Annotated in this window: 24 protein-coding genes; 20 read left to right on the forward strand and 4 right to left on the reverse strand. The window is 70.0% G+C overall.

Annotated features, from left to right (window positions below; genetic code table 11):
• The first annotated feature begins 16 nt into the window (after positions 1 to 16).
• The 10 genes from ACFWXQ_RS24145 to ACFWXQ_RS24190 are packed head-to-tail and all read left to right on the forward strand — an operon-like array spanning position 17 to position 11870.
• Entirely contained in the window at positions 17 to 1249 is a 1233-nt protein-coding gene (locus ACFWXQ_RS24145) for a CaiB/BaiF CoA transferase family protein (RefSeq protein WP_383954700.1), read from the forward strand.
• A gap of 49 nt (positions 1250 to 1298) precedes the next feature.
• Positions 1299 to 2498, forward strand: a complete 1200-nt coding sequence (locus ACFWXQ_RS24150; protein ID WP_383954698.1) for a cytochrome P450 — start codon at positions 1299 to 1301, stop codon at positions 2496 to 2498.
• An 8-nt stretch (positions 2499 to 2506) separates the two neighbouring features.
• Positions 2507 to 3013: a VOC family protein gene (locus ACFWXQ_RS24155; protein WP_383954696.1), complete on the forward strand. Its 507-nt coding sequence runs from the start codon at positions 2507 to 2509 to the stop codon at positions 3011 to 3013.
• A gap of 37 nt (positions 3014 to 3050) precedes the next feature.
• A complete protein-coding gene (locus ACFWXQ_RS24160; RefSeq protein WP_383954694.1) occupies positions 3051 to 4190 on the forward strand; it encodes an acyl-CoA dehydrogenase family protein in 1140 nt (379 codons plus the stop codon).
• Between the two features lie 4 nt (positions 4191 to 4194).
• The gene (locus ACFWXQ_RS24165) at positions 4195 to 5706 is read left to right on the forward strand and encodes a class I adenylate-forming enzyme family protein (protein ID WP_383954692.1); all 1512 of its coding nucleotides are present in this window, start codon (positions 4195 to 4197) and stop codon (positions 5704 to 5706) included.
• A complete protein-coding gene (locus tag ACFWXQ_RS24170; protein ID WP_383954690.1) occupies positions 5703 to 6959 on the forward strand; it encodes a MaoC family dehydratase N-terminal domain-containing protein in 1257 nt (418 codons plus the stop codon). Before ACFWXQ_RS24165 ends, ACFWXQ_RS24170 begins: the two co-directional genes overlap by 4 nt.
• Before the next feature lie 53 nt (positions 6960 to 7012).
• Positions 7013 to 7777 carry a crotonase/enoyl-CoA hydratase family protein gene (locus ACFWXQ_RS24175; protein ID WP_383954688.1) on the forward strand — a complete coding sequence of 255 codons (765 nt, stop codon included), beginning with the start codon at positions 7013 to 7015 and terminating at the stop codon, positions 7775 to 7777.
• Positions 7778 to 7829: 52 nt separating this feature from the next.
• Positions 7830 to 9005 (forward strand): CaiB/BaiF CoA transferase family protein, encoded by a 1176-nt coding sequence (locus ACFWXQ_RS24180; protein ID WP_383954686.1) that lies wholly within the window; start codon positions 7830 to 7832, stop codon positions 9003 to 9005.
• Between the two features lie 16 nt (positions 9006 to 9021).
• Positions 9022 to 10167, forward strand: a complete 1146-nt coding sequence (locus ACFWXQ_RS24185; RefSeq protein WP_386269089.1) for a thiolase family protein — start codon at positions 9022 to 9024, stop codon at positions 10165 to 10167.
• Complete coding sequence (locus ACFWXQ_RS24190) at positions 10164 to 11870, forward strand: OB-fold domain-containing protein (RefSeq protein WP_383956592.1); 1707 nt, start codon at positions 10164 to 10166, stop codon at positions 11868 to 11870. The genes ACFWXQ_RS24185 and ACFWXQ_RS24190 overlap by 4 nt, the downstream gene beginning before the upstream one ends.
• Here ACFWXQ_RS24190 and ACFWXQ_RS24195 read toward each other — a convergent pair.
• Both ACFWXQ_RS24195 and ACFWXQ_RS24200 read right to left on the reverse strand, forming a co-directional pair.
• Positions 11846 to 13087 (reverse strand): cytochrome P450, encoded by a 1242-nt coding sequence (locus ACFWXQ_RS24195; protein ID WP_383956589.1) that lies wholly within the window; start codon positions 13085 to 13087, stop codon positions 11846 to 11848. The two genes, ACFWXQ_RS24190 and ACFWXQ_RS24195, sit on opposite strands and share 25 nt — an antisense overlap.
• A 65-nt stretch (positions 13088 to 13152) precedes the next feature.
• Positions 13153 to 14382, reverse strand: a complete 1230-nt coding sequence (locus ACFWXQ_RS24200) for an acyl-CoA dehydrogenase family protein (RefSeq protein WP_386269092.1) — start codon at positions 14380 to 14382, stop codon at positions 13153 to 13155.
• Positions 14383 to 14577: 195 nt separating this feature from the next.
• Here ACFWXQ_RS24200 and ACFWXQ_RS24205 point away from each other — a divergent pair, with 195 nt between their 5' ends.
• From ACFWXQ_RS24205 to ACFWXQ_RS24225, 5 genes are all read left to right on the forward strand, one after another.
• Positions 14578 to 16050: a FadR/GntR family transcriptional regulator gene (locus ACFWXQ_RS24205; RefSeq protein WP_383956292.1), complete on the forward strand. Its 1473-nt coding sequence runs from the start codon at positions 14578 to 14580 to the stop codon at positions 16048 to 16050.
• 114 nt (positions 16051 to 16164) lie between these two features.
• Positions 16165 to 17313: an acyl-CoA dehydrogenase family protein gene (locus ACFWXQ_RS24210; protein ID WP_383956295.1), complete on the forward strand. Its 1149-nt coding sequence runs from the start codon at positions 16165 to 16167 to the stop codon at positions 17311 to 17313.
• Between the two features lie 23 nt (positions 17314 to 17336).
• Positions 17337 to 18104: an SDR family NAD(P)-dependent oxidoreductase gene (locus tag ACFWXQ_RS24215; RefSeq protein WP_383956298.1), complete on the forward strand. Its 768-nt coding sequence runs from the start codon at positions 17337 to 17339 to the stop codon at positions 18102 to 18104.
• Positions 18105 to 18121: 17 nt separating this feature from the next.
• On the forward strand, positions 18122 to 19357 hold the full coding sequence (locus ACFWXQ_RS24220) for an acyl-CoA dehydrogenase family protein (protein WP_383956301.1): 1236 nt from the start codon (positions 18122 to 18124) through the stop codon (positions 19355 to 19357).
• A gap of 47 nt (positions 19358 to 19404) precedes the next feature.
• Positions 19405 to 20337: an NADPH:quinone oxidoreductase family protein gene (locus ACFWXQ_RS24225; RefSeq protein WP_386269096.1), complete on the forward strand. Its 933-nt coding sequence runs from the start codon at positions 19405 to 19407 to the stop codon at positions 20335 to 20337.
• A 7-nt stretch (positions 20338 to 20344) separates the two neighbouring features.
• Here the strand turns inward: ACFWXQ_RS24225 and ACFWXQ_RS24230 are convergent, their stop codons facing one another.
• Complete coding sequence (locus ACFWXQ_RS24230; protein ID WP_383957252.1) at positions 20345 to 21208, reverse strand: mycofactocin-coupled SDR family oxidoreductase; 864 nt, start codon at positions 21206 to 21208, stop codon at positions 20345 to 20347.
• A 179-nt stretch (positions 21209 to 21387) separates the two neighbouring features.
• On the opposite strand from ACFWXQ_RS24230, the gene ACFWXQ_RS24235 reads away from it, so the two are divergent.
• From ACFWXQ_RS24235 to ACFWXQ_RS24255, 5 genes are read left to right on the forward strand one after another with little or no spacing between them, the layout of a single operon-like run.
• Positions 21388 to 22533 carry an amidohydrolase family protein gene (locus ACFWXQ_RS24235; protein ID WP_383957254.1) on the forward strand — a complete coding sequence of 382 codons (1146 nt, stop codon included), beginning with the start codon at positions 21388 to 21390 and terminating at the stop codon, positions 22531 to 22533.
• Positions 22530 to 22748: a hypothetical protein gene (locus tag ACFWXQ_RS24240; protein ID WP_386269099.1), complete on the forward strand. Its 219-nt coding sequence runs from the start codon at positions 22530 to 22532 to the stop codon at positions 22746 to 22748. Before ACFWXQ_RS24235 ends, ACFWXQ_RS24240 begins: the two co-directional genes overlap by 4 nt.
• 7 nt (positions 22749 to 22755) lie before the next feature.
• Complete coding sequence (locus ACFWXQ_RS24245; RefSeq protein WP_383954590.1) at positions 22756 to 23568, forward strand: mycofactocin-coupled SDR family oxidoreductase; 813 nt, start codon at positions 22756 to 22758, stop codon at positions 23566 to 23568.
• Between the two features lie 14 nt (positions 23569 to 23582).
• Entirely contained in the window at positions 23583 to 24425 is an 843-nt protein-coding gene (locus tag ACFWXQ_RS24250; RefSeq protein WP_383954592.1) for an NAD(P)-dependent oxidoreductase, read from the forward strand.
• The gene (locus ACFWXQ_RS24255; protein ID WP_383954594.1) at positions 24409 to 24597 is read left to right on the forward strand and encodes a ferredoxin; all 189 of its coding nucleotides are present in this window, start codon (positions 24409 to 24411) and stop codon (positions 24595 to 24597) included. The genes ACFWXQ_RS24250 and ACFWXQ_RS24255 overlap by 17 nt, the downstream gene beginning before the upstream one ends.
• Positions 24598 to 24653: 56 nt before the next feature.
• Here the strand turns inward: ACFWXQ_RS24255 and ACFWXQ_RS24260 are convergent, their stop codons facing one another.
• Positions 24654 to 25526 (reverse strand): VOC family protein, encoded by an 873-nt coding sequence (locus ACFWXQ_RS24260; protein ID WP_383954596.1) that lies wholly within the window; start codon positions 25524 to 25526, stop codon positions 24654 to 24656.
• Positions 25527 to 25552: the final 26 nt, after the last annotated feature.

Here is a 25552-nt window from a genome sequence, read left to right on the forward strand (position 1 = left end):
CGGAGGAGTTGGTCTGATGCAGAGGCCGATGGAGGGCGTGCGGGTGCTCGAAGTCGCGCAGTTCACCTTCGTCCCGGCGGCGGGTGCCGTGCTCGCGGACTGGGGTGCCGACGTGATCAAGATCGAGCACGCCGAACGGGGCGACGCCCAGCGCGGGCTGGTTCGGGTGCTCGGCTACGAGGCCGCCAGCAAGGGCTCGTCCTTCTTCCCGATCATGGAGGGGCCCAACCGCGGGAAACGCAGCGTCGGGCTCGCCCTGGAGAAGCCGTCCGCGCGCCGCGTGCTGGAGGAACTGATCCGCACCAGCGACGTGTTCCTCACGAACTTCCTGCCCGGGTCACGGGCGAAGCTGCGGATCGACGTCGAGGACGTCCGGGCGATCAATCCCGACATCATCTACGTCCGGGGCAGCGGCTTCGGAGTCCGCGGGGACGAGGCGGGGAAGGGCGGCTACGACAGCACGGCCTTCTGGGCGCGCGGCGGAAGCGCCTCCGGTGTCACCCCACCCGGCGCGGACCGGATGACCCGGATGCCCGCCGGTGCCTACGGCGACTCGATGGGCGGCATGACGATCGCCGGAGGCATAGCCGCCGCCCTCTACTCCCGTGCCACGACCGGTGAACCCTCCGTCGTGGACGTGTCGTTGGTCGGAGTCGGCGCCTGGGCGACACAGTTCTCGGTCAACCTCGCGCTGATGACCGGCGGCCCGCTCCCGGTGAACACCCCGCCCCGGCACGGCTCGGCAGCCAATCCGCTCATCGGGGCCTACCTCACCTCGGACGGCCGATGGATCGAACTGTCGATGCTCCAACCCGGCCGGTACTGGGCCGAGTTCTGCAAGCTGGCCGGCCGCGAGGAACTCTGCGGTGACGAACGCTTCGACAGCACCGAGAAGTTGATGGCCAACGCTCCGGAGGCCGCCCAGATCGTCGCCGACCTCATCGCGTCCCGTCCCCACGAGGAGTGGGTCGAGATCCTCTTCCGGGGCGAGGGACAGTGGGCGGCCGTGCAGAACGCGTGGGAGGTCGGTCAGGACCCCGCCCTCCGTGCAAACGGGCTCATCGCCCCCGTCGTGGATGCGGACGGGGTCGATCGTGAACTGGTCGCCAACCCGGTCCAGTTCGACGAGAACCCGGTCGGCCTCACCCGGGCACCCCAGTTCGCGGAGCACACCGACGAGGTCCTGCGCTCACTGGGCCTCAGTGAGGACGAGCTCATCGCGCTCAAGATCGACGGTGCGGTGACGTGACGAACCCGCGACGCGGTGACCTGACGAACCCACCACGAGAGGAGCCGTGATGAGTACGACGCTCGAGCCCGACGGTACGCACGACGGGGTGCCCGCCTACCACTTCGACAACCGGCTCGGCGGCCCCGTCCTCAGCCATCAGGAGCGATGGGACGAGATCGCCGGCACTCACTCCGGGTTCCGCAGCACCATCGCCCGCGGCTACTGGGTCGTCACGGACGGACCGGAGGTCCAGAGGGCGCTCCAGGACTGGCGGACGCTCTCCAACAAGTCGGTGACAGCGCTCGAACCCGACCCGAAGTTCCTGTGGATCCCCGAGATGCTGGATCCGCCCACCCACACTGTGTGGCGGCGGCTGCTGGGCCACTACTTCTCCCCGAAGACCGTCGCCGCCCGCGAGCCGGAGGTCCGCCAGGTCGCTGCGGAGATGATCGACGCGCTGAAGCAACGCGACGGAGCCGACGTTCTCGACGAGTTCGCACGCCGCTTCCCGACTCTCATCTTCATGCGGCTGATGGGACTGCCCGAGGAGGACCTGCCCACCTTCCTCGCCTGGACCCACGACCTGCTGCACCTGTCCCACGGCGAAGACCCGGACGGCAGCAGGCAGTTGAGCGCGATGCGGGCCGTCTCGGCCTACTTCGAGGAGCAGATCGCCCTGCGCCGCAAGGCCCCGCGCGACGATCTGCTCTCGCACGCCATGACCTGGACGATCGACGGCGAGCCGATCGGCGACCGGGACATGCACGCCTTCTGTGTCCTGCTGTTCCAGGCCGGCTTCGACACGGTCCCGATCTCGATCGGCTGGGCGCTCTACCACTTCGCCACGCACCCGGAGCAGCGCAGGGAGATCCTCGCCGACCCGTCGCTCATCGCCACCGGCGTGGAGGAGACCCTCCGCGTGTACTCGTTCGTCGTCCCGGCGCGCAAGGCGACCCAGGACGTCGAGATCGGCGGCTGCCCGGTCAAGGCGGGCGAGATGGTCATGCTCCCGCTGGCGGTCACCAACCGCGACCCCGAACGGTACGACAACCCCCTTGAGGTGGACCTGCGTCGCAAGGCCACCAACCACATCGCGTTCGGCTCGGGCCCGCACCGCTGCCTGGGCTCCCACCTCGCCCGCCTCGAACTCAACGTGGCCGTCGAGGAGTGGCACCGGCGGATCCCGGACTACCGGATCGCCCCCGGCCAGGAGCTCTGGCAGCACGGCAACATGTACGGCATCAAGTCGCTCCGCCTGGAGTGGTGAGGGACACCATGACCCCTCCCCTCAGAGCGGCCGATCTCTACCACACCGGGATCGTGGTCCCGGATGTCGACGCGTGGAAGGCCCGGCTCAGCGAGGTCGCCGGCTACCGGTGGACCGGGACCATGTCCGCCGAACTGCCGGTCCGGCTGGCCGACGGCGACCGCGTGCTGCGGCTTCGCTACGCCTACTCGCTGGACGCCCCGCACATCGAACTAGTGCAGGAGATCCCCGGGACACCGTGGACGGCGGCCGAGCGAAGCGAGATGGGGGTCCCCCCGGACGGAGTCCGGGGGAGCATCGCCACGCATCACCTCGGCTACTTCTGCGACGACGTTCCGACGACGTCAAAGCGGCTGGAGGAGTCGGGCTTCGCCCTGGAGGCCTGCGCGCTGGTCGACGGAACTCCGTCGATCTTCGCCTATCACCTGGCCCCCTCCGGAATCCGGATCGAGATCGTGGACCGCGCCCGGATGCCCGACTTCACCGCCTACCTGCGGTCGAAGACGCCGCAGTGACGAAACCGCCCCAGTGACAGCGGAGGACAGGAAGCACGTGGCACCGACCTTCACCGAGGAGCACGAGGCCCTCCGTTCGACGCTGCGCCGTTTCCTGGCGGACAAGGCGCCGAGCGAGGCGGTGCGCCGCTCGACGGAGTCCGAAGAGGGCCACGACCCGGCGCTCTGGCAGCAGATGGCGGGGCAACTCGGCCTGCACGGACTGGCGGTGCCTCAGGAGTACGGCGGATTCGGCGGCGGTCCCGTTGAGTTGGGGATCGTGCTGGAGGAACTGGGGCGGATTCTGCTGCCCTCGCCGTACTTCGCCACCGTGGCCCTCGCCGGGCAGGCCCTCGCCGCGTCCGGCGACCACACGGCCCAGGCGCGCTGGCTGCCCGCGATAGCCGACGGTTCACTGACCGGGACGCTGGCGCTGGCCGAGGAAGGGGGGTCGTGGCGCATCGAGGACGTGGCGACCTCAGCCGTACGCGGTTACGGGGGCTGGAGGGTGTCAGGCACGAAGATGTTCGTCGTCGACGGCCACAGCGCCGATCTGCTCCTCGTCGTGGCACGCGCGGACACGGGCCCCGGGCTGTTCGCCGTGGACGGTGACACGGCCGGAGTGAACCGCACCCGCCTGGAGACGCTCGACCCGACCCGCCGGCTGGCGCGGATCGACCTCGACGACGCCACGGCACTGCGGGTCGGCCCGGAGGGGGACGCCACGGCGTATCTGCGTACGGTGAGCGACCTCGCGGTCGTGGCCCTGGCAGCCGAGCAGGTCGGTGGAGCGCAGATGTGTCTGGACACGGCGGTGGAGTACGCGAAGGTCCGGGTGCAGTTCGGCCGTCCCATCGGCTCGTTCCAGGCGGTCAAGCACAAGTGCGCCGACATGCTGCTGAAGGTCGAGGCCGCCCGGTCTGCTGCCTACCACGCGATGTCCGTGGCGGGCGGGGGATCGGGTGAGCTGCCGGTGTCCGCGGCGCTCGCCGCGGCGTACTGCGCGGAAGCCTTCACCCATGCGGCCAAGGAGAACATCCAGATCCACGGCGGCATCGGCTACACGTGGGAGCACGACGCGCACCTGTATCTCAAGCGCGCGAAGTCGTCCGAGCAGCTCTTCGGCAGTCCGGCGACGCACCGGGGGCGGCTGGCCGACCTGGTCGGAATCTCTGTGGCCACGGCGACGAAGGGCTGATCACGTGGGAATTCGCGACCGCCTGTCCCGGCTGCTGGCCGAAGCCCCCGCCGATGCCGAGGCGATCGAGTACCAGGGGGACTGGTGGACCTGGGGGAGGATCCAGGAGACCGCGCGGGGTGTCGTCGAGGCGCTCGACGCGGCGGACCTGCGAGCCGGCGCTCGCGTCGGTCTGGTCCTGGAGAACCGGCCCGAGCATGTCGCCGTGGTCGCCGCGGTGATCGCCTCCGGGCGTTGCCTGGTGATGCTGAGCCCGTTGCAGCCCGCCGCGCGGCTCGCGGCCGACATCGCTCGCTGCGAGTTGCCCGTCGTCGTCTCGGGCGCCGAGGCACTGGCCCGAGAGGGCGTCCTGAGCGCGGTGACCGGCAACGGCGCGGCCAAGGAACTGGGCAAGGACGGCACGCTCCTGCCCGCGGGCGGTTCGGCACCCGCCGGGGCACCGGCCAACCCCGGCGTCGCCGTGGAGATGCTGACCTCCGGTACCACCGGCCCGCCGAAGCGCGTACATCTGCGTATCGGCCAGCTCGATCAGGCGCTCGTGTCCGGTGGGCAGACGCCGAAGTCCGAGAGGCTGTTGTCGCCGTCGGCGTCGCTGGTGGCCACACCGCTCGTGCACATCGGTGGACTGTGGCGGGCGCTCGCGTGTCTCGCCACCGGACGGCGCATGCTGCTCATGCCCAGGTTCGCTGTCGGGCCGTGGGTGAGTGCCGTGGCTCGGCACCGTCTGCGGGCGGCGAGCCTGGTGCCGGCGGCCATACGCGCCGTGCTCGACGCGGAAGTGCCGAAGGAGCGGCTCGCCGGCCTCCAGGTCGTCACCTCCGGTACGGCGCCCTGCCCGCCCGAACTCGCCGACGCGTTCTTCCGTACGTACGGCATCCCCGTCCTCATGACCTACGGGGCCACCGAATTCGCCGGAGCGGTGGTCGGCTGGACGCTGCCGTTGCACCAGCAGTGGTGGCAGCGGAAGGCGGGCAGTGCCGGACGCGCCTTCGCGGGGGTCGAGCTGCGGGTGACCGGTGAGGACGAAGGCGAGCTTCCCGCGGGCAGAACCGGCCGGCTGGAGGTCCGTACCGAGCAGAGCACCCGGGGCGGCCGGGCATGGGTGCGCACCAGCGATCTCGCCCGGATCGACGCCGACCGGTTCGTCTGGATCGAGGGACGCGCCGACGACGCCATCATCCGCGGCGGCTTCAAGGTGCAGCCGGAGACGGTCCGACGCGCCCTGGAGACGCACCCCGCCGTGCGCGAGGCGGCCGTGGCCGGGCTGCCTGACCCGAGACTCGGCGAGGTGCCGGTCGCGGCGGTCGAGGTGGAGCCCGGCCTGCCCGCCCCGGACCCCGCCGAACTCGACGCCCTCTGCCGTGCCCGGCTCACCCCCTACGAGGTGCCTGCGCACATCGTCGTCCTCGACGTCCTGCCCCGGACCCCGTCGAGCAAGGTCAGCCGTGTGGAGCTCCTGGACCTCGTCCGCGTCCGGCTCGACCGGCAACCGCGTCCCAAGGAGGAACAGCGATGACGGACACGCACGAGAAGACCGCCGAGCACTTCGGCGTGCTGACCGACGAGGCTGTCGAGCGCTCCCGCCGCCGTCTGGGCATCCCCCAGCCCCAGCGCAATCCTCCGCACAACCACGAGGTGACCTGGGACGGCGTACGCCACTTCGCGTACGGCTACGGCGACGACAACCCCCTGTACTGCGACCCGGACCATGCCGCCGGAACCCGCTGGGGCTCGCTCGTCGCACCCCCCACCTTCCTGTACACGATGGGGGAGGACGCCGCCCCGAAGCCGGACCCGCGGACCAAGGCCCTGCTGAAGGGCGACCCCTTCGCCGGGCTCGGCTCCTACCAGGCGGTGATGGAGTTCGAGTGGTGGCGCCCGCTCCAACTCCGGGACCGGTGCCGGGTGTTGCAGACCCAGGTCGGCGTCCACCTCAAGCGCAGCAGCTTCGGCGGGCGCACGGCCCACGTCGTACGCGACTACCTCTACGCCAACGGGCGAGGCGAGATGCACGCCCTGAGGCGGGGCACATGGATCAACGCCGAGCGGCACACGTCGAAGAAGCGGGCCAAGGAACACCTGGCCCAGGAGCCCTACACCGCTGACCAACTCGCCGAGATCGACGCCGCCTACGCGGCCGAGACCCGGCGCGGCGCCGAACCTCGCTACTGGGAGGACGTCGAGATCGGCGACGAGCTCCAACCCCGGGTGAAGGGGCCGCTGACCACCACCGACGTGGTCGTCTGGCACCTGGGCTGGGGCATGCAGCTCACCCCGCCCGGCGCGTTCGGGATCGCCGCACGCGTCCGGCGCAAAGCCCCGGGACTGTACCCGCCGAACCCCCTGAACATCCCGGACACCGTGCAGCGCCTGCACTGGGAACCCGAGCGGGCGAAGGAACTCGGCCTGCCGAACCCCTACGACTACGGCGGGATGCGCGAGACCTGGCTGTGCCATCTCCTCACCGACTGGATCGGCGACGACGGCTGGCTGTGGAAACTGCGCTGCGAGCACCGCAGGTTCAACTACCTCGGCGACACCACCTGGGTGCGCGGCACGGTCGTCGACAAACGGCGGACGCACGGGCGGGCCGAGGTGCGGGTCGAGGTGCGCTGCGAGAACCAGCGGGGTGAGATCACCACCCCCGGTACGGCCGTCGTCCTGCTGCCCACCCGGGACCGCGCCGTCGAACTCCCGTCGCCGCCCGCCGAGGACCTGGACGGCATGGTCGCCCATGAACTGGAACGGTTCGCGGTGACCGGGGACTGAGCGTCGGTCAAGCGAGTGCTCGGCCAACTGACTGGAACATTCGAGGAGGTTACGTGTCGGACGAGGTGCTCGTGGAGCGCCGTGGCGCGGTCCAGGTCATCACGATCAACCGCCCGGCGGTGAAGAACGCGCTGGACGCCGGGGTGGCCGCCGGAGTGGCGGCAGCGGTGGACGAGCTCGACGAATCGGACGAGTTGCGGGCGGGCGTGCTCACAGGGGCGGGCGGCACGTTCTCGGCGGGGATGGACCTCAAGGCCTGGCTGCGGGGCGAGTCACCCGCGATCGAGGGCCGCGGGCTGTGCGGGATCACCTTGACGCCACCGCACAAGCCGCTGATCGCCGCGGTCGAGGGCTGGGCCCTGGCCGGCGGATTCGAACTGCTGCTGGCCTGCGACCTGGTGGTCGCGGCCCGTACGGCTCGGCTCGGCGTGCCGGAGGTGAAACGGTCGCTGGTCGCCCGGGCCGGAGCGGCGCTGCACCTGCCGCGGCGGATCCCGTACGCCGTCGCGCTGGAGCTGCTGCTGACCGGTGAGCCGATCAGCGCGGCACGGGCGGCCGAGGTCGGCCTGGTCAACCGGCTCACGGACGAGGGCGGCGCACTCGACGGCGCGCTGGAACTCGCCGGGACGATCGCGGCGAACGGTCCCCTCGCCGTCGCGGCGACCAAGGAGATCGCGAGCTCCGCCGCGGACTGGACACTCGAGGAGGGATGGGCGAGGCAGTTCGAGATCGCCGCTCCGGTGTTCCGCTCGCAGGACGCCAGGGAAGGGGCAGCCGCGTTCGCCGAGAAGCGGGCACCGGTCTGGAAGGGCCGCTGACCACGCCGCACGTGACCAGGCATCCGCAATGAGGGCGCGAGGAGGACGACCAATGACGACGGGACCTCTCGTCGGCTGCCGGGTGGTGGAGCTCGGCGGCATAGGACCCGGGCCGTTCGCCGGGATGCTCCTGGCCGACCTCGGTGCGGAGGTCGTCCGGGTGGACCGGCCCGAGCGGGCGGCCGAACCGGACGCAGGCGGACCTGCGGACGTGCTCAACCGAGGCAAACGATCGGTCGCACTCGACCTGAAACGTTCGGCCGGATCCGCCGCCCTCCTCCGGCTCGTCGAGCGCGCAGACGTGTTGATCGAGGGTTTCCGTCCCGGCGTCACCGAACGGCTGGGCGTCGGACCGCACGAGTGCCTGGCCCGCAACCCGCGCCTGGTCTACGGCCGGATGACCGGCTGGGGCCAGGAAGGACCACTGGCTGCGGCGGCCGGCCACGACATCACCTACATCGCGCTGACAGGGGCTCTGGGCGCCATCGGCGAGGCGGACGGCCCGCCGCGGATTCCGCTCAATCTCGTCGGCGACTTCGGGGGCGGCGGCTGCTATCTCGTCATCGGTGTGCTGGCCGCGCTGCACGCCGCCGCGAACACCGGGTGCGGCCAGGTCGTCGACGCGGCCATCGTCGACGGCACGACCCACCTCCTCGCCAGCACCTTCGGCAAACTCGGGCGCGGCGAGTGGACCGACGAGCGGGGGATCAACCGGTTCGACGGAGGGTGGCCCTTCTACGCCGTGTACGAAACCAAGGACGGCCGTCATATGGCCGTCGGCGCGCTGGAGTCCAAGTTCTACCGCCGCCTGGTCGAGCTGCTCGATCTGGGCGTGGACCCGGACCGGCAGCACGACCGGTCGGGCTGGCCGCGGCTGCGGCAACTGCTGGAGAAGCGGTTCGCGGAACGGACCCGGGACGAGTGGGCGGCACTGTTCGAGGGGACCGACGCCTGTGTCGCCCCCGTCCTGAGCCTCACCGAAGCTGCCGCCCACCCACACCTCGCCGCGCGCGGCACCCTGACCGCGCCGGGCGGCGTCGTCCAGCCGGCCGCGGCACCGCGGTTCTCGGCGACCCCGGCGACCCCACGTGGCACCGCACCCACGGTCGGCGCGGACACCCGTGCCGTGTTCCAGGACTGGCAGGTCGACGGCATCGACGGACTGCTCGACAGCGGCGCCGCCCTGCAGTCCAGCGACAGCCCCGTCCTTCCCGTCCGCCCCGCCTGAGCGAAAGGATCTCTTCATGCCGGACGCCGTCATCGTCGACGCCGTACGAACCCCGATCGGCAAGCGCAACGGCTCACTTGCGTCGGTGCACGCGGCGGACCTGTCGGCCCGGGTACTGGACGCCCTCGTCGAGCGCACCGGCGTGGACCCCGGCACCGTGGACGACGTGGTCTGGGGCTGCGTGACCCAGATCGGCGACCAGTCCAGCAACGTGGGGCGCTTCGCGGTCCTCGCCGCCGGCTGGCCCGAACATGTCCCCGCCGTCACGGTCAACCGGGCCTGCGGATCCAGCCAGCAGGCGGTCGACCAAGCAGCGCACGCCGTCATGGCGGGGCAGTACGACCTGGTGGTGGCCGGCGGTGTGGAGACCATGAGCAGGGTGCCGCTCGGCTCGCACCGGACAACGGGACAGCCGTACGGACCCGCCGTCCTCGCCCGCTACGACGGATTCGAGTTCAGCCAGGGCACCGGCGCCGAACTGATCGCCGAACGCTGGGGGCTGAGCCGCCGAAGGCTCGACGAGTTCGCCTCCGAGTCGCATGCGAAGGCCGCCGCGGCGATCGACGCGGGCGTCTTCGACGACCACATCGTGCCGATCGAGGTCGACGGCACCAAGTTCACCGTGGACGAGGGGCTGCGGCGCGGAACGACGCCCGACGGACTGGCAGGCCTCAAGCCGTCGTTCAAGGACGACGGCGTGATCCACGCCGGGAACGCCTCCCAGATATCCGACGGAGCGGCAGCACTGCTCATCACCACCCCGGCGCGCGCCCGCGAACTCGGCCTCACCCCGATCGCCCGCTACCACACCGGAGCGGTGAGCGGCGCGGACCCGATCACGATGCTGCTGGGCCCGATCCCCGCGACCGAGAAGGTGCTGCGTCGAGCCGGGCTGTCCATCGACGACATCGGCGCCTACGAGGTCAACGAGGCGTTCGCACCTGTCCCGTTGGCCTGGCTGGCCGAGACCGGCGCCGACCCCGAGCGGCTCAACCCGCTGGGCGGGGCGATCGCCGTCGGCCACCCGCTGGGCGGCTCCGGCGCCATCCTGATGACGCGGCTGCTGGCCCGGATGCGGCAGCAGGGTCTGCGCTACGGCCTGCAGACGATGTGCGAGGGCGGCGGCACGGCGAACGCCACGATCGTGGAGCTGCTGCGGTGACCTCCGCCGAGGAGGCCGGTCCGGTCCGCCCCCTGCCCCAACCCACCCTCGCCAGCGCCGAGTTCTGGCGCTCCGGGGCCGACGGTGTGCTCAGGATCTCCCGCTGCGCCGACTGCCGGGGACACTTCCACCCGCCGCTGCCGGTGTGCCCGTTCTGCCGCAGTCGCGCGGTGGCACCGGATCCCGTCTCGGGGAAGGCGGTGGTGGTCGGATTCAGCGTCAACCACCAGGCCTGGCTCCCGAAGTTCCCGCCGCCGTACGTCGTCGCCGTGGTCGCCCTCGCCGAGGACGACCGGGCCCGGCTGACCACCAACATCGTCGGATGCGAACCGGACCGGGTGCGCGTCGGCATGCGGGTCCGTGTCCGCTTCGAGCACCTCGAAGACGGCACCGACGACGTGTACATCCCGCTGTTCGAACCGGACCCGGAGACCGAGGCCACCGAAGGCCCCGGCCCGCTGCCCGAGCCACGTGAAGTGCGCACAGCCCTGCGGCCCATGGCCTCGTCCCGCAAGTACGAGGACAGGGTCGCGCTGACCGGCGTCGGCCAGTCGCGCGTGGGACGACGGCTGATGGTCGACCCGCTCTCACTGACCGTCGACGCCTGCCTGGCCGCGGTCGCGGACGCCGGACTCGACCTCGACGAGATCGACGGTCTCTCCACCTACCCCGGGCCGAGCCCCGACGGCATGAGCGAAGGCGGCGTCACCGCCCTGACCGAGGCCCTGCAACTGCGCCCCACCTGGGTCAACGGCGCGCGCGAAGTGCCGGGTCAGATCGGCTCGATCACCGCAGGCATGCTCGCCGTCGCCGCGGGCCTGTGCCGGCACGTCCTGTGCTTTCGCACGGTGTGGGAGTCCTCGCATGGCGCGCTGGTCCGCACCGGCCGGTGGCAGGCCGGCTCGGGCCGCGCCACCGGTCTGTTCGAGTTCCGGGCCCCCTTCGGAGCCATGTCGGCCGCGCAGTGGATCGGCTGCAACGCCTCGCACTACATGCACCGCTACGGCGTCGGCCGCGAGGCCCTTGGCGCGATCGCCGTCACCGCGCGGGCGGGCGCGGCCCGCAACCCGGAAGCCCTGCACCGCGACCCGATGACACTCGACGACTACTTCCGCGCGCGGATGATCTCCACCCCGTTCGGGCTCTACGACTGCGACGTGCCGTGCGACGGGGCGGTGGCCGTCGTGGTCTCCGCGATCGAGACGGCGTACGACCGACCGCGTCCGCCCGTCCTCGTCGAGGCAGTCGGCACCGCCGTCCTCGAACGGCTCAGCTGGGACCAGGACACCCTGACCCACCTGCCGCAGTCGCGCGGCCCCTCCGCACACATGTGGACGCGCACCGATCTCACCCCCTCCGACGTCGACGTCGCCCTGCTCTACGACGGGTTCTCCTTCAACGCCCTGTCGTGGATCGAAGGCCTCGGCTTCTGCGGACCGGGCGAGGCGACCGACTTCATCGCCGGCGGCAAGACCATCGCCCACGACGGCGACCTTCCACTGAATCCGCACGGCGGCCAGCTCTCGGCGGGCAGGCTGCACGGCTACGGGTTCGTACGCGAGGCCATGCTGCAACTGCGCGGCGAGGCGCACGGACGCCAGGTCGAGGGCGCCCGGCTGGCGGTGGTCACGGCGGGCGGGGGCGTGCCGTCGGGGGCGATGCTGCTGAAGACCGCCGGCTACCAGGCGACAGGCAGGTCGTAGATGCCGTAGGCCTGCGAGTCCTCCTTGAACTTCAGCTCCGAGACGTCGACGGCGAGTCGCAAGGTCGGCACCCGGCGGAACAGCGTGCTGAACACGACGTGCAGTTCGATGCGGGCCAGCTGCTGTCCCACGCACTGGTGCGGGCCCCAGCCGAACGCGTGGTGATGCGCTGCGGTGCGGGTGAGATCGAGTGTCCCGGGCTCGGGAAACGCCTGTGGGTCCCAGTTGGCCGCCGGCAGCGAGGCGATGACACCCTCGCCCGCTCGGATGGTCTCGCCCTCGATCTCGATGTCCTCCACCACCGCCCGTCGCGCCAGTAGATGCGGGATGGTGAGGTACCGCAGCAGTTCCTCGACGGCACCCGTCACGTACTTCGGATCGGCGGCGTGCTCGCGCAGGCCTGCGAGCTGGTCGGGGTGCTGCAGCAGCAGAGCGGTGCCCAGCGTGATCATGTTGGCGCTGGTGTCGTGCCCGGCGACCAGCAGGATGTGCCCCAATGGGGCGGCCTCCTCCATGGAGAGCACGCCCTCCTTGATGCGCGCACCGAGGTCGGAGAGGACGTCCTCACCGGGGTCGTCCATCTTGGCCTCGATGAGTCCGGAGATGTAGCGGCGCAGATCCGCCGTCGAACGGGCCGCCTCCTCGGCGGTCTTGAACCGTGCGTTGGTGACTCCGGCGTGCTCCTGGAAGAACGCGTGGTCCTCGTACGGCACTCCGAGGAGCGCGCAGATCATCAGCGACGGGAGAGGCAGGGACAGGGCCTCGTTCAGGTCGGTCGGGTTGGGACCGGCCAGCATCCTGTCGATGAGGTCATCGGTGATCTGCTGGATCTCCGGGCGGAGTTTCTCCATACGGTGACGGGTGAACGAGTTCGTCAGCATCCGGCGCCACCGAATGTGTTCGGCGCCGTCGGTGTTGTTGATCGACGGCTGCATCTGCGTCGCGTGCGCCTTCATGGCCTCGGTCGTGTGCGGATATCCGGGCGCACCGATGTCGGCGCTGAGCCGTGGGTCTGTCAGCAACTGACGCTGGGTGGCGTGGGACGTGACGACCCACGGCGTGGTGCCGTCCCAGGTCCTGGCACGTACCAGTGCCTTACCCGTGTCGTGCAGTTCGAGCAGACCCGGCGGAGGCGCGAACGGGCACTGGCCCGACCTGGGAGACGGGAACTCCGGCAACGCCTTGTCGCCGTCCGTTCCGGCCACGATCTCGGTCATGGTTCTCGTCCTCTCGTCGGCTTCCTCGCTCGGCGAAGGAATGTTATGTCGACCGATCGGTACAATCAATCCTTCGGCGTCGGTGAAGGCCAACGAGGTTCCCGTGGCATCCCCAGTCCCCGTTCGGCGACCTGGGTACGCAGGACCTCGTTCGCTCCGCCTGCGATCGTGTACGCGCGTGAGTACAGGTGGGCGTCCTGCCACCAGCCATCGGCCACCGCCATCGGGTCGTCCTCGGTGAGCAGGCCGTCCGTGCCCTGCAGGCGGAGGCCGAAGTCGGCCAGGTCGTGGTTGAGTTCGCTGAAGAAGATCTTGCCCAGGAGGGCGTCGGCAGGCTGCTCCGTGCCGTGCAGCATCCGTGATTGCGCGAGGCCGGTCATTGCGGCGTTCACCTGCACCCGCGCGGCCAGCTCGCCGATCGCCTGCCGGGCGGCGGAGTCGTCCAGCGCGGGCCGACGGTCCACCGGAGTTGCCTCCGCGAGTCGCAGCAGGTCCTCCAGTGCGGCGAACAGCTCGACGCCACGCGCGCCCACACCGGAACGCTCACGGCCAAGGCTGCTCATCGCCACGCGCCAGCCGTCGTTCACCCGGCCGATGACGTTCGCGGCCGGGATCCGAACCTTGTCGAGGAAGACTTCGCTGAAGTCTGTCGTCCCGGTGATCTCACGCAAGGGCCGGACGTCGATCCCGGGGCTGCGCATGTCCAGCACGAAGGCCGTGATGCCCTTGTGCTTCGGGGCGTCGGGGTCGGTGCGCGCGAGCAGGTAACCCATGTCGGCATGCCGGCCGTTGGTCGTCCACACCTTCTGGCCGTCGACGACGAACACCTCGTCGTCGCTGCCGTCGTCGCCCTCGCGGCGCGCCCGCGTGCGCAGCGACGCCAGATCGCTGCCCGCCTCCGGCTCGCTGAACAGCTGGCACCACACGTCCGTGCAGTTGCGGATGCGCGGCAGGAAGCGTGCCCGCTGTTCGTCGGTGCCGAAGTCGAGCAGGGCGCCCGAGGCCAATGAAGCCGCGCCGACCGGCGGCCAGGTTCGGGCGCGGGCGATCTCCTCGGCGACGACGGAGGGTTCGAGGGGGTGGGCGTCGGGTCGTCCGCCGTACTGGGCCGGCCAGTCGATCCCGAGCAGGCCCGCTTCGTACAACTTCGCGGTCCACTCCCTGATCGCCGGCATCAGTGCCGGTTCGGGTGCGCGCACTCCGGAGTGCGCCTTGGCGCCGGGCGAGTGTTCCGCGACGAAGGCCCGCACCTTCCTCCGGAACGCTTCGAGCTCGGGCGTGGGCTCCAGTCGCATCGCTGCCGACTCCTCGGTCCTCGTGCACGCGATCTCGAAATGAGGGTACTCTAACCAGGTCGTGACGCCTATCGCCAGAGCTCAGCACCGGGAAACAGTGACCCGATCTCGGAGGCAGGCGCCCGACCTGCACGTCCCCCGCCCCTGCGGTGAATAGACTGGGGATCCGCAATATCTCCTCAGAGGAGTTGGCCCATGGCGACTGCCGTCGACCGTGAACCTGCCGACGGCGAGACCGGCATCCCGGTCGGCAAGCTGGCCGCACAGACCGCGCAGCGCATCGAGGCGACCGTGATCCGACAGGGCTGGCCCGTCGGTGAGTCGCTGGGCTCCGAGGTGGACCTGCGGGAGCGCCTGGGGGTGAGCCGTGCGGTGCTGCGCGAGGCGGTGCGGCTCGTCGAGCACCACCAGGTCGCCAGGATGCGGCGCGGCCCGAACGGCGGCCTGATCGTCTGCGCCCCCGACGCGGGACCGGCGACCCGGGCCATGGTCATCTACCTGGAGTACGTCGGCACACGCGTCGCGGATCTGCTCCAGGCTCGCCAACTCCTCGAACCGATCGCCGCGGGGCTTGCCGCGGACCGGGTCACGGAGGAGGGGATCGCCACCCTCCGTGCCGTACTCGAGGCGGAACTCGCCCACTGGGACGACCCGTCCGTCCACGCGCAGGACCCGCTGCACCCGGTGCTCGGCCAGTTGTCGGGAAACCCGGTGCTGCACCTGTTCATCGACGTTCTCACCCGCCTCACCGCCCGGTACGCACACACCTCCCGCCGTATCTCCAAGGCGGAGATGCATGCGGCGAAGGAGACCTCGCACCGTGAGCACCGCGCCGTCGTCGACGCCGTGATCGCCGACGACGGCGCACGGGCGCAGTCCGAGCTCACCGCGCATCTGGAGTCGGTGGCTGCTTGGATCGACAAGCACCGGGTGCGCCGCGGGCAGCGGATCGCGGGGAACGTGGTCGAACCCGAACTGGCCGAGGGGCCGCGGGCCAAGCTCGCCGAGGTGGTGGCCGCCCGGATCCACGACGACATCGCCGCGCGGGGCTGGCAGATCGGCATGGTGCTCGGTTCGGAGACGGATCTACTGGCCCGCTACGGCATCAGCAGGGCCGTCCTGCGGGAGGCCGTCCGGCTTCTCGAGTACCACGCTGTCGCCCGGATGCGCCGAGGTCCCGGCGGTGGACTGGTCGTCACCGCGCCGGAGCCACAGGCCAGCATCGAGACGATGGCGCTCTTCCTCGAATACCAGGGAGTCACGGCCGACGACCTGCGGATCGTCCGCAACGCCATCGAACTCGGCATCGTCGCCAGAGTGACCGCCCGACATGCCGAGGGCGACACCGAGGTCGCAGAGCGCCTCGCCAAGGCGGTCCGATGGGCCACCGAGGGTCCGGCGGACGACCCCCGCAAGGCAGACCTGTTCCACACCGAACTGGCGGCCCTGGCCGACAACCCCGTGCTGTCGCTCTTCCTCGCCATCATCACCGAACTGTTCCGCCGGCACGCGTCCGGCCACGACCGCCCCCTGCCGGGTGACACGGCGGCCGGCGAGGTCCGACACGTCCACCAGCGCATCCTCGACGCCATCGTGCAGGGCGACGCAGGGGTCGCCCGTCATCGGATGGGCCGTCACCTGGATGCGCTCATGCCCTGGTGGCACTGATTTAGTGATACTGATTCCTGCGCAGCTTGGGTTAAATCGGCTGCTCGTGGCCTTACTCTGTGCCGAGGGAGAGTAATTACGTATACTGAATAGCGTCGAGCTGGAGGAGATCCGATGCGCCGGACCCTGTTCGAGCAGGACCACGAGGACTTCCGCCTCCTGGTTCGTGACTACCTCGCCCGCGAAGTGCTCCCGGTGTACGAGGACTGGCGGCGCGCCGCACTCGTTCCCCGCGACCTGTTCACCTCGATGGGCAAGCTCGGCATCATCGGCACGGCCATCCCCGAGGAGTACGGCGGAGGCGGTCGGGACGACTACCGCTTCAACGTCGTCATCCAGGAGGAGTGCGCCCGGGCCGGGGTGACACTGGGCGGCCTGCGCACACATCTCGACATCGTCGTCCCGTACTTCACGGGCCTCGCGGACCCCGACCAGCGGGCCCGCTGGTTCCCGGGGCTGGCCTCTGGTGAGTTGTACACCGCGATCGCGATGAGCGAACCGGGTACGGGATCGGATCTCGCGGGTGTCACGACACGTGCGGTCCGCGACGGTGACCACTTCGCGCTCGACGGAGCCAAGACCTTCATCACCGGTGGCCACCACGCCGACCTGGTGATCGTCGTGGCCCGCACTGCCACCGACCCGGGCGACCGGCGTGCCGGACTGTCCTTGCTCGTGGCGGAGAAGGGCATGCCCGGGTTCACCGTCGGACGCAAGCTGGAGAAGATCGGTCTTGCCGTTCAGGACACCGTGGAACTGTCCTTCGCGGACGTCCGCGTTCCCGTCGCCAACCTCCTCGGCGAGGAAGGTGCCGCCTTCTCCCATCTCGGCCGCAACCTCGCCCAGGAACGGCTGGCCATCGCGGTCGGCGCGGTTGCCCAGGCCCGCGCCGCGATCGACCTGACCGTCACCTACGTCCGCGACCGGACGGTGTTCGGCAAACCCGTCTCCCACTTCCAGAACACCAAGTTCGAACTGGCCGCCATGGACACAGAGTTGACAGCCGCGCAAGCCTTGCTGGACGCGGCTGTCACAGCGCATGTCGGGGGCGAACTGAGTCCGGCCGACGCGGCCAGGACCAAGCTGTTCTGTACCGAGACACAGGGCCGCGTGATCGACCGATGCCTCCAACTGCACGGCGGCTACGGCTACATCCTCGAATCGCCGATCGCCCGGTTGTACGCGGACGCCCGGGTGACCCGCATCTACGGCGGCACCAGCGAGGTCATGAAGACCATCATCAGCAAATCCCTGGGACTGTGATTCCGTCCCGTGAGGAGTGGGGTATGAACATCGACGGTTCATCGGCACTGGTCACCGGTGGCGCCTCCGGACTGGGACTGGCCACCGCTCACCGGATCGTCGAGCGCGGCGGCCGGGTCGTCCTGGCCGACATCTCCGAGGAACAGGGCGTCAAGGCGGTCGCCGATCTCGGCCACGCCGCCCGCTTCGTCCACGCCGACGTCACCGACGAGACCGCGGTCACGGCCGCCCTCGACACCGCGGCGGAACTCGGGCCGCTGCGCTTCGTCGTGCACTGCGCGGGACGCGGCGGCGACCGCACCCGGATCATCGACCGCGACCGCAGCCCCGGCGAACTCGACACGTTCGCGGAGGTCGTACGGGTCAACCTGATCGGTACCTACAACGTGCTGCGCCTGGCTGCCGCCCGGCTCTCCGGCAACGAGGTCGTCGACGGCGACCGCGGTGCCGTGGTGCTGACCGCGTCGGTCGCCGCGTTCGACGGCCAGATCGGCCAGACCTCCTACACCGCGGCCAAGGCCGGGGTGCACGGCATCACGCTGGTCGCCGCCCGCGATCTGGCAAGCTGGCAGATCCGCGTGAACACCATCGCCCCGGGCGTGATGGACACCCCCATGCTCGGCCGGCTGCGCGAGGACATCCGCGACGGACTCGCCGCCTCCGTTCCGCACCCCAAGCGACTCGGTGACCCGGACGACTACGCCCGCCTCGCGGTCGAAATGCTGGAGAACCCATACCTCAACGGCCAGACCGTCCGCCTCGACGGGGCCATCCGCATGGCTCCGCGCTGAACAGGGGGAACCGTCACATGACTTCGGTGCTGCGGGACCCCCGCGACGACCAGGACGACCAGGTCGAGTCGGACGAGGAATTCCGGGCCACCCTGCGTGCCTTCCTGACGGACCATCAACCGGGCCGTCGCCCGAAGGACCCCGCCGAGCGGCTGCTGTGGCAGAAGGCCTGGCTGGCCACCCTGTTCGACGCCGGGTACGCCGGCCCGAGCTGGCCGCGCGAGCACGGCGGAATGGACCTGGGCTTCGCCCGCCAGGTGATCTACCAGGAGGAGTACGCGAGAGCCAAGGTACCCGGACCGCTCGGCACCGGGCTCGGCATCGCGGCGCCGACCCTGATCAAGTACGGCACGCCGGAACAGAAGCAACGCTTCCTGCGCCCGATGCTGCGCGGCGACTCCGTATGGGCGCAGGGCTATTCCGAGCCGGAGGCCGGCTCGGACCTGCCCGCGCTGCGGACCACGGCGCGCCGGGAGGGCGGCGGACCCGACGACCCAGGCGCCCACTACGCCGTCAACGGACAGAAGGTGTGGAACAGTTCGGCCGACATCGCCGACATCCTCTTCACCCTCGTCCGCACGGGAACCCCAGACTCACGACATGAGGGAATCAGCTACCTGCTGATCGACGCGCACGCCCCCGGAGTGACTGTGCGCCCCCTGCGGGATCTCACCGGCGACGCACACTTCTGCGAGATCTTCCTCGACGACGTACGGGTGCCGGTGGCCAACAGGATCGGCGCGGAGAACGGCGGCTGGCCGCTGGTGCGGACGAGCCTCGGCCACGAACGGGCGGCCGGCGCGATGAACCAGGCAGCGCTGTACCGACGCGTGCTCGACGAGTTGATCGAGCTGGCGCACGAGCGCGGCGCGACGGCAGACCCACTGGTGCGCGACCGACTCGCCGACTTCGAGATACGGGTGCAGATCATGAGGCTCACCGGGATGCGGACCATCGCCGACATCATGGCGAAGGGGGAGCCCGGTCCGGCCTCATCGACCTCGCGGCTGTTCATCGTGACATTCGAGCAGGAACTGCACGAGTTCGCTCTGGAGATGCTGGGGGCGTACGGGATCCTCGGCCGACGTGATCCGCACGCCGTCCAGCGTGGACGCTGGGTATGGGGCTTCCTGCGCACCAGGGCCTCGTCGATCGGGGCCGGCACCGCCGAGATCCAACGGAACACCATTGCCGAGCAGGTACTGGGCCTGCCTCGTGACCCGGTGCTGCCGGCTGTGGGGAGGATGAAGTGAGAGCCGCGCGCTGTAGTCAGTACGGGCCACCCGGCGGTCTCGCGGTTGTGGAACTCGGCGACCTCGAACCCGGCCCGGGCGAGGTACTGGTCCGCGTGCAGGCCGCCGCGGTCAACTTCCCGGATGTACTGCTGGTGGCGAACCGCTACCAGGTGCCCGCGCCGCTCCCGTTCACACCCGGCAGCGAGTTCGCCGGCTTCGTGGCCGCGCTGGGCCCCGGGGTGTCCGGCCCTCCGGTGGGCACGGCTGTGGCCGGGGCTGTGCTGACGGGTGCCTTCGCCGAACAGGTCGTGGTGCCGGTGGCCGGGCTGCGCCCGATTCCGAGCGGGCTCGACATGGTGCATGCCGCCGCGTTCCACGTGACCTACGCGACCGCCTACCACGCCCTGGTCACCGTTGGGCAGGGCGCGGCGGGGGAGTGGGCGGCGGTGCTCGGTGCCGCGGGTGGGGTCGGCTCCGCGACCGTCGACGTCGCGACCCGGCTCGGGATGCGCGTGGTCGCGGCCGCGTCGAGCCAGGAACGGCTCGCGGTCGCTCGCAAGCTCGGCGCCCAGGCCACCGTCGACTACGTCCACGAGGACCTGAAGGCGCGGATCCGCGAACTGACAGGCGGCGACGGCGCCCACCTCGTGATCGACCCGGTGGGCGGCGACCACTCGGAAGCCGCCCTGCGCGCGCTGCGGCGGGGCGGCCGGTTCGTCACGGTCGGTTACGCCGATGGGAGGATTCCGCGGATCCCACTCAACCTCGTGCTGCTCAAGGACGCGGTGGTCAGAGGCTTCGAGATCCGCATGCTGCGCCAGTACGCCCCGGACGCGGTGAAGGCCGGCGACCGGGCGCTGGCACGGATGGTCAGTGACGGAATGCGCCCGCTCGTCTCGCGTGTCCACCCCCTTGCCGACGTGGCATCCGCCCTGACCGATGTCGCGGAACGCCGCACCACCGGGAAGGTCGTCATCGACATGACCGGCGGGGTGTGAACACCCCTCAGAAGGTGGGTAGTTGAGGGCGCCGCTTGACGTAGCCGGCGGCGTCGACCCGCATCTGCATCCCGGTGACATAGCGGGACTCGTCGGAGACGAGGAACAGAACCGTGTCGGCGATGTCCTCCGGCTCGACGTAGGGGATGCCGAAACCGGTCGTCGCGGGGAAGGAGGGCAACGCGTCCTCGCGGCTCGGATTCTCCAGGTCGGGCCGGAACGACCTGTACATGAGGTCGCTGTTGAGCATGTCGGTGTTGACATTCGTGGGGTGCAGCGCGTTGACCCGGATCCGTCGGGGCGCGAGGACCGTGGCCAAGTCATGCACGAATGCCGCCACTTGGCGCTTCGCGAACGAATAGCCCAGCCCGCCGGGCCCGTTGGCCGGGTTGTCCGTCGTCGACGGGATCAGCCCGGCGATGGACCCCGTCGCGACGATCGAGGCGCCGTCGGGCAGATGGGACAGAGCCGCGTCGACCGCGTGGACCACCCCGTTGAAGTCGACGGTGATCGCGTCGAGGAAGGCCTGCGCGGTCTGCTGCGGCCCCAGCGGGCAGATCCCGGCCTGGGCCACGACGGCGTCGAGGCGCCCCAGTTCGGCGACGCCCTCGGCCACGGTCGCCTTGAGCGCCGCGGGATCGCGTACGTCGGCCCTCCGGGCGACGATGCGCCGACCGAGCTTCTCGACCTGGCGCACGGTCTCGTCCAGGTCGTCCGCGGTGGCCAGCGGGTATCCGTTGGTGGCGATGTCCTCGCAGAGGTCGACGGCGATGATGTCGGCACCCTCCGCGGCGAGCCGTATCGCCTGTGCTCGGCCCTGGCCGCGCGCGGCTCCTGTGATGAAGACGGCCTTGTCCTGCACTCGCCCCATGGGGTCTCCTTCTGTCGCGTAAAAGAGTAGCCTGAATAGGGTGACATGGATCTGGCTCGTCTTCCATGTTCCGCGCATGGCAAGGGTTTTTGTCGTCGCGTTGCCCACTGAGTGGGACATGATCAGTGCACGCAATATGCCGTGCTGCTAGAGAGTCTCCGAGACCGAGGGAGCACAGGATGCCGTTGCAGCCATGGATGAAGTTGCTGTCGACCGACGACCATCTGATCGAGCCCCCGCGACTGTGGTCGGACCGTCTTCCGGCGAGGTTCCGGGACAAGGGCCCGCAGATCCGCGAACAGCCGCGCGGGAAGGGGGAGGCGCCGGCCGAGGTATGGGTGTACGAGGACCGGGTCTACCCCTACATCGGCCTGAACGCCGTCGCGGGAAAGAAGCCGGAGGAGTTCGGCCTCGAACCGACGCGCTATGACGAGATGATCCCGGGCTGTTACGACCCGAAGGCCCGCCTGCGCGACATGGACCTCGACGGAGTGTGGGGCGCCCTGTGTTTCCCCTCCTTCCCGGGGTTCGCGGGCACGGTCTTCCTGGCCGGACAGGACAGTGAGCTCGCCCTGCTGTGTGTCCAGGCCTGGAACGACTTCGTGCTGGACGAGTGGTGCGTCACGGCCCCGGGCCGGCTCATACCCCTCGTCATCCTTCCGCTGTGGGACGTCGAGGCATGTGTCGCCGAGATCCACCGGACCGCGGCCAAGGGCGCCAAGGCGATCTCCTTCCCGGAGAACCCGGCCCCGCGCGGCCTGCCCTCCTTCCACACCGACCACTGGGACCCGGTGTTCTCGGCGGCCGAGGAGACCGGGCTCCCGCTCTGCCTGCACTTCGGCACCTCGGGCAAGCCGCCGAAGACGGCCGAGGAAGCCCCGTTCGCCGTGACGATCGCCCTGTTCGGCTGCAACGCCATGTTCGCCACCGTCGACCTGCTGTTCTCCCCGGTGCTCCACAAGCACCCCAAGCTGAAGATCGGTCTCTCCGAGGGCGGCATCGGCTGGATCCCGTACCTGTTGGAGCGCAGCGACAGCACCTGGGAACGGCACCGCTTCTACCAGAACGTCAACCAGAGCGTGCGGCCCTCGGAGCTGTTCCACAGGCACTTCCACGGCTGCTTCATTGACGACCGCTTCGGCGTCGATGTTCGTCACCACATCGGCATAGACAAGATCACCTGGGAGTGCGACTACCCGCACTCCGATTCCTACTGGCCCAAGAGCCGGGCCTACGCGGCGGAGGTACTCGCCGACGTACCGGACGACGAGGTGCACCAGATCGTGGAACTGAACACCCGCCGCCTCTACAACCTCCCCGCATGAGCAGGCGCCCGGAGTCCGAGCGGTCCGACTGGACCGACCTGGACCTCCTCACCCGCGAGGAGGCCCGTGGCAGGCTGCTGAAGGAGATCGCCGAGACGGATGCACGCCTCGCCGAGCTCGGCGAGTCCGACCGGGCCGAGCGTGAACTCCTTGAGTCCCGGCAGCAAGCCCTGCGCGAGGCCGCCGGGGAACTCACCGACCACCCGAAGGACTGAGGCTGCCATGGGGCGTGTGGAAGGCAAGGTTGCTCTCATCACGGGAGGGGCCCGCGGACAGGGACGCTCCCACGCCGTACGACTGGCGGAGGAGGGGGCGGACGTCGTCGTCACCGACGTCTGCCACGACATCAGCGACGAGCTGCCCTACCCGTTGGCGTCAATGGAAGAGCTGAAGGAGACCGTGGAGCTGGTCAGGGCGACGGGCCGCAGATGCGTCGCCGTGCAGGCCGATGTCCGCTCGATCGCCGAGATGCGGGCCGCCGTCGACGCGGCGCGCGTCGAGTTCGGGCGTCTCGACGTGGTCGTCGCCAACGCCGGCGTCATGAGTTCGGGGGCCGCCTGGGAACTGTCCGAGGAAGTCTGGGACGTCGTCGTCGACGTCAACCTCAAGGGAGCCTGGAACACGGCCCGGGCCGCGATTCCCTGGCTCATCGAGGCAGGGGCGGGCGGCTCGATCGTCATCACCAGCTCGGCCGCCGGTATCCGCGGCCATGTGCCCTACGCCCACTACGTCGCCTCCAAACACGGTGTGGTCGGTCTGATGAAGGCCCTCTCCAACGAACTCGCCCCGCACCGCATACGGGTGAACACCGTCCACCCCACCGGCGTCAGCGACACCGGCATCTCCGTCGGCGTGCCCGTGGAGGAACTGGCGGAGCGGGAGCCGCTGTTCGCCCTCGCGGCGATGAATCCGCTCGCCCCCTGCGTGGAGCCGCGGGACGTGTCCAACGCCGTGCTCTTCCTTGCTTCGGACGAGGCGAGGTACGTCACCGGGCTCCAGTTCACCGTGGACGCGGGTTCGACGAACAAGCCGTAGAGCGGGGAGGGCACATGAGACTGCCGACGGTCGGATTCCTCGGCGCGGGGCAGATCGGCGAACCGATGGTCGAACGGCTGCTCGCCGCCGGTCACCGGGTCAGCCTGTACGCACGCCGAGCGGAAGTGCGTGAGCGGCTGCCGGCCGCGCGGCTCGTGGCGGACCCGGTCGACGTGGCAGCCTCCGATGTCGTCGTCAGCTGCCTCTACGACGACGCGCAGATGCTCGACGTCCTGCCCGAAATCGTCGCGGCAATGGATCCAAGCACGGTGCTGGTCTCGCACACGACCGGCAGACCGGGCACGCTCGACCGCCTGGCCGCGTACGCTCCCGGCGGCGAAGCGGCCGTCGTGGACGCGGCGTTCAGCGGGACGGCCGACGCGGTGCGTGCCGGCCGACTGGTGGTCTACCTGGGAGGCGAGCCCGAGCACGTCGCCAGGGCCCGCCAGGTCGTGCGTGCCTACGCCGATCCCGTGCTCACCACGGGCGGGCGCGGCTCCGCACTGCGAGTGAAACTCCTCAACAACCTGCTGTTCGCCGCGACGGCCCAACTCACGCTCGGTGGAGTGGAAGCGGGCAAGGCTCTTGGCGTCGAGGAGAGCACCCTGCTGGATGCCCTCGCCGTCGGCAGCGGCGGTTCGACGGCCGGCCGCTACATCGCAGCCCGGGGCGGGGCCGAGGCCTTCATCGCGACGGCCACGCCGTTTCTGCGCAAGGACCTGGAGGCCTGTGCGGACCTCCTGGCGGAATCCGGCATGGATCTGTCGGCGTTGCTGAGCGCGGCCCGGAGCGGGCCGATTCAGGTCGGGGGCCCATCACCTTCGGAAACGGAGCTGTTGAATGAAGATCACCATTGACAGGACGGCCTGCTCCGGCCACGCCCGCTGCGCTGCGGTGGCATCGGAGCTCTTCCGCCTGGACGAGGACGGCTATGCGCTGCCCTTCGACGGGGAGACTCCGGAAGGCCTCGAAGAGGCAGCCCGCGAAGGCGAACGGGCCTGTCCGGAACGGGCGATCAGCGTCGAGTGACATGAGTGAGCCCCACGGTCCCGGACCGTGGGGCTCACTCACGTCCGTCCGTCCGCTCAGCCGGCCGGCTGCGGAGGCGGCGTGAAGTTGTGGCCCCAGAACGCGCCGTCGGTGATCTCGTAGACGGGGACGGGCTCGGGGACCTTCAGACCGTTCCAGCCGAACTCGACCGCGTAGTTCTCCGGCGACCAGACATAGAACGACACCATGCGGTCGTTGGTGTGCTTGCCGAGCGAATGCATCATCGGCAGCTCGTACTTGGCAGCCCGGTCCAGGGCGAGCCCGACATCGTCCAGCGTCGCCCCCTCCACCATGATATGCAGCAGGCGGCCCGGACCCGGCATCGGGGTGACACCGAGTGTGTGGTGCCGGGGGTTGCATCCCATGAACCAGGTTGTGCCGCCCGGCGAGCGCATCGTGTTGCGCTCGATGAAGCCAAGGACGTCGACGTAGAAGTCGAACGTGGTCCGCGCGTCCTCGGCGGAGATGATGGCGTGTCCGAAGCCCATGTCGCCGGTGACGAACTTCGAGACCAGCGGGGTGCGCACGGGCACATGGTTCAGGACGGTGCCGTAAAAGAGTTCCACCGGGTTCCCGCCCGGATCGTTGAACTTGGCGAAGCCCGTGACCTTCCGTTCCGCCGCCTCGTCCTCGGTGCCGGCGGTCACCTTGATTCCGGCCTTCTCGACGTCCGCGACCAGAGCGGTGAGCTCCCGCTCGTCGAGCACCTCGAAGCCGAGCGCCGTCATTCCGGGCTGGGCGCCCGGTGAGACCACGACACGAGCCGGGTAGTCGTCCATCCGGAAGTACAGCGACTCGGGATCACCGCCCTCGGCCGGCATCAGCCCGAGGAAATCGGCCCCGAAAGCCTTCCATTTCTCGATGTCGTTGGACTCGAGCCTCAAGTACCCGAGCGAGCGAACTCCCATCCGACTCTCCCCTTCACACTGGTTCA

The organism is Streptomyces sp. NPDC058697 (assembly GCF_042715345.1).
GTDB lineage: Bacteria > Actinomycetota > Actinomycetes > Streptomycetales > Streptomycetaceae > Streptomyces > Streptomyces liliifuscus.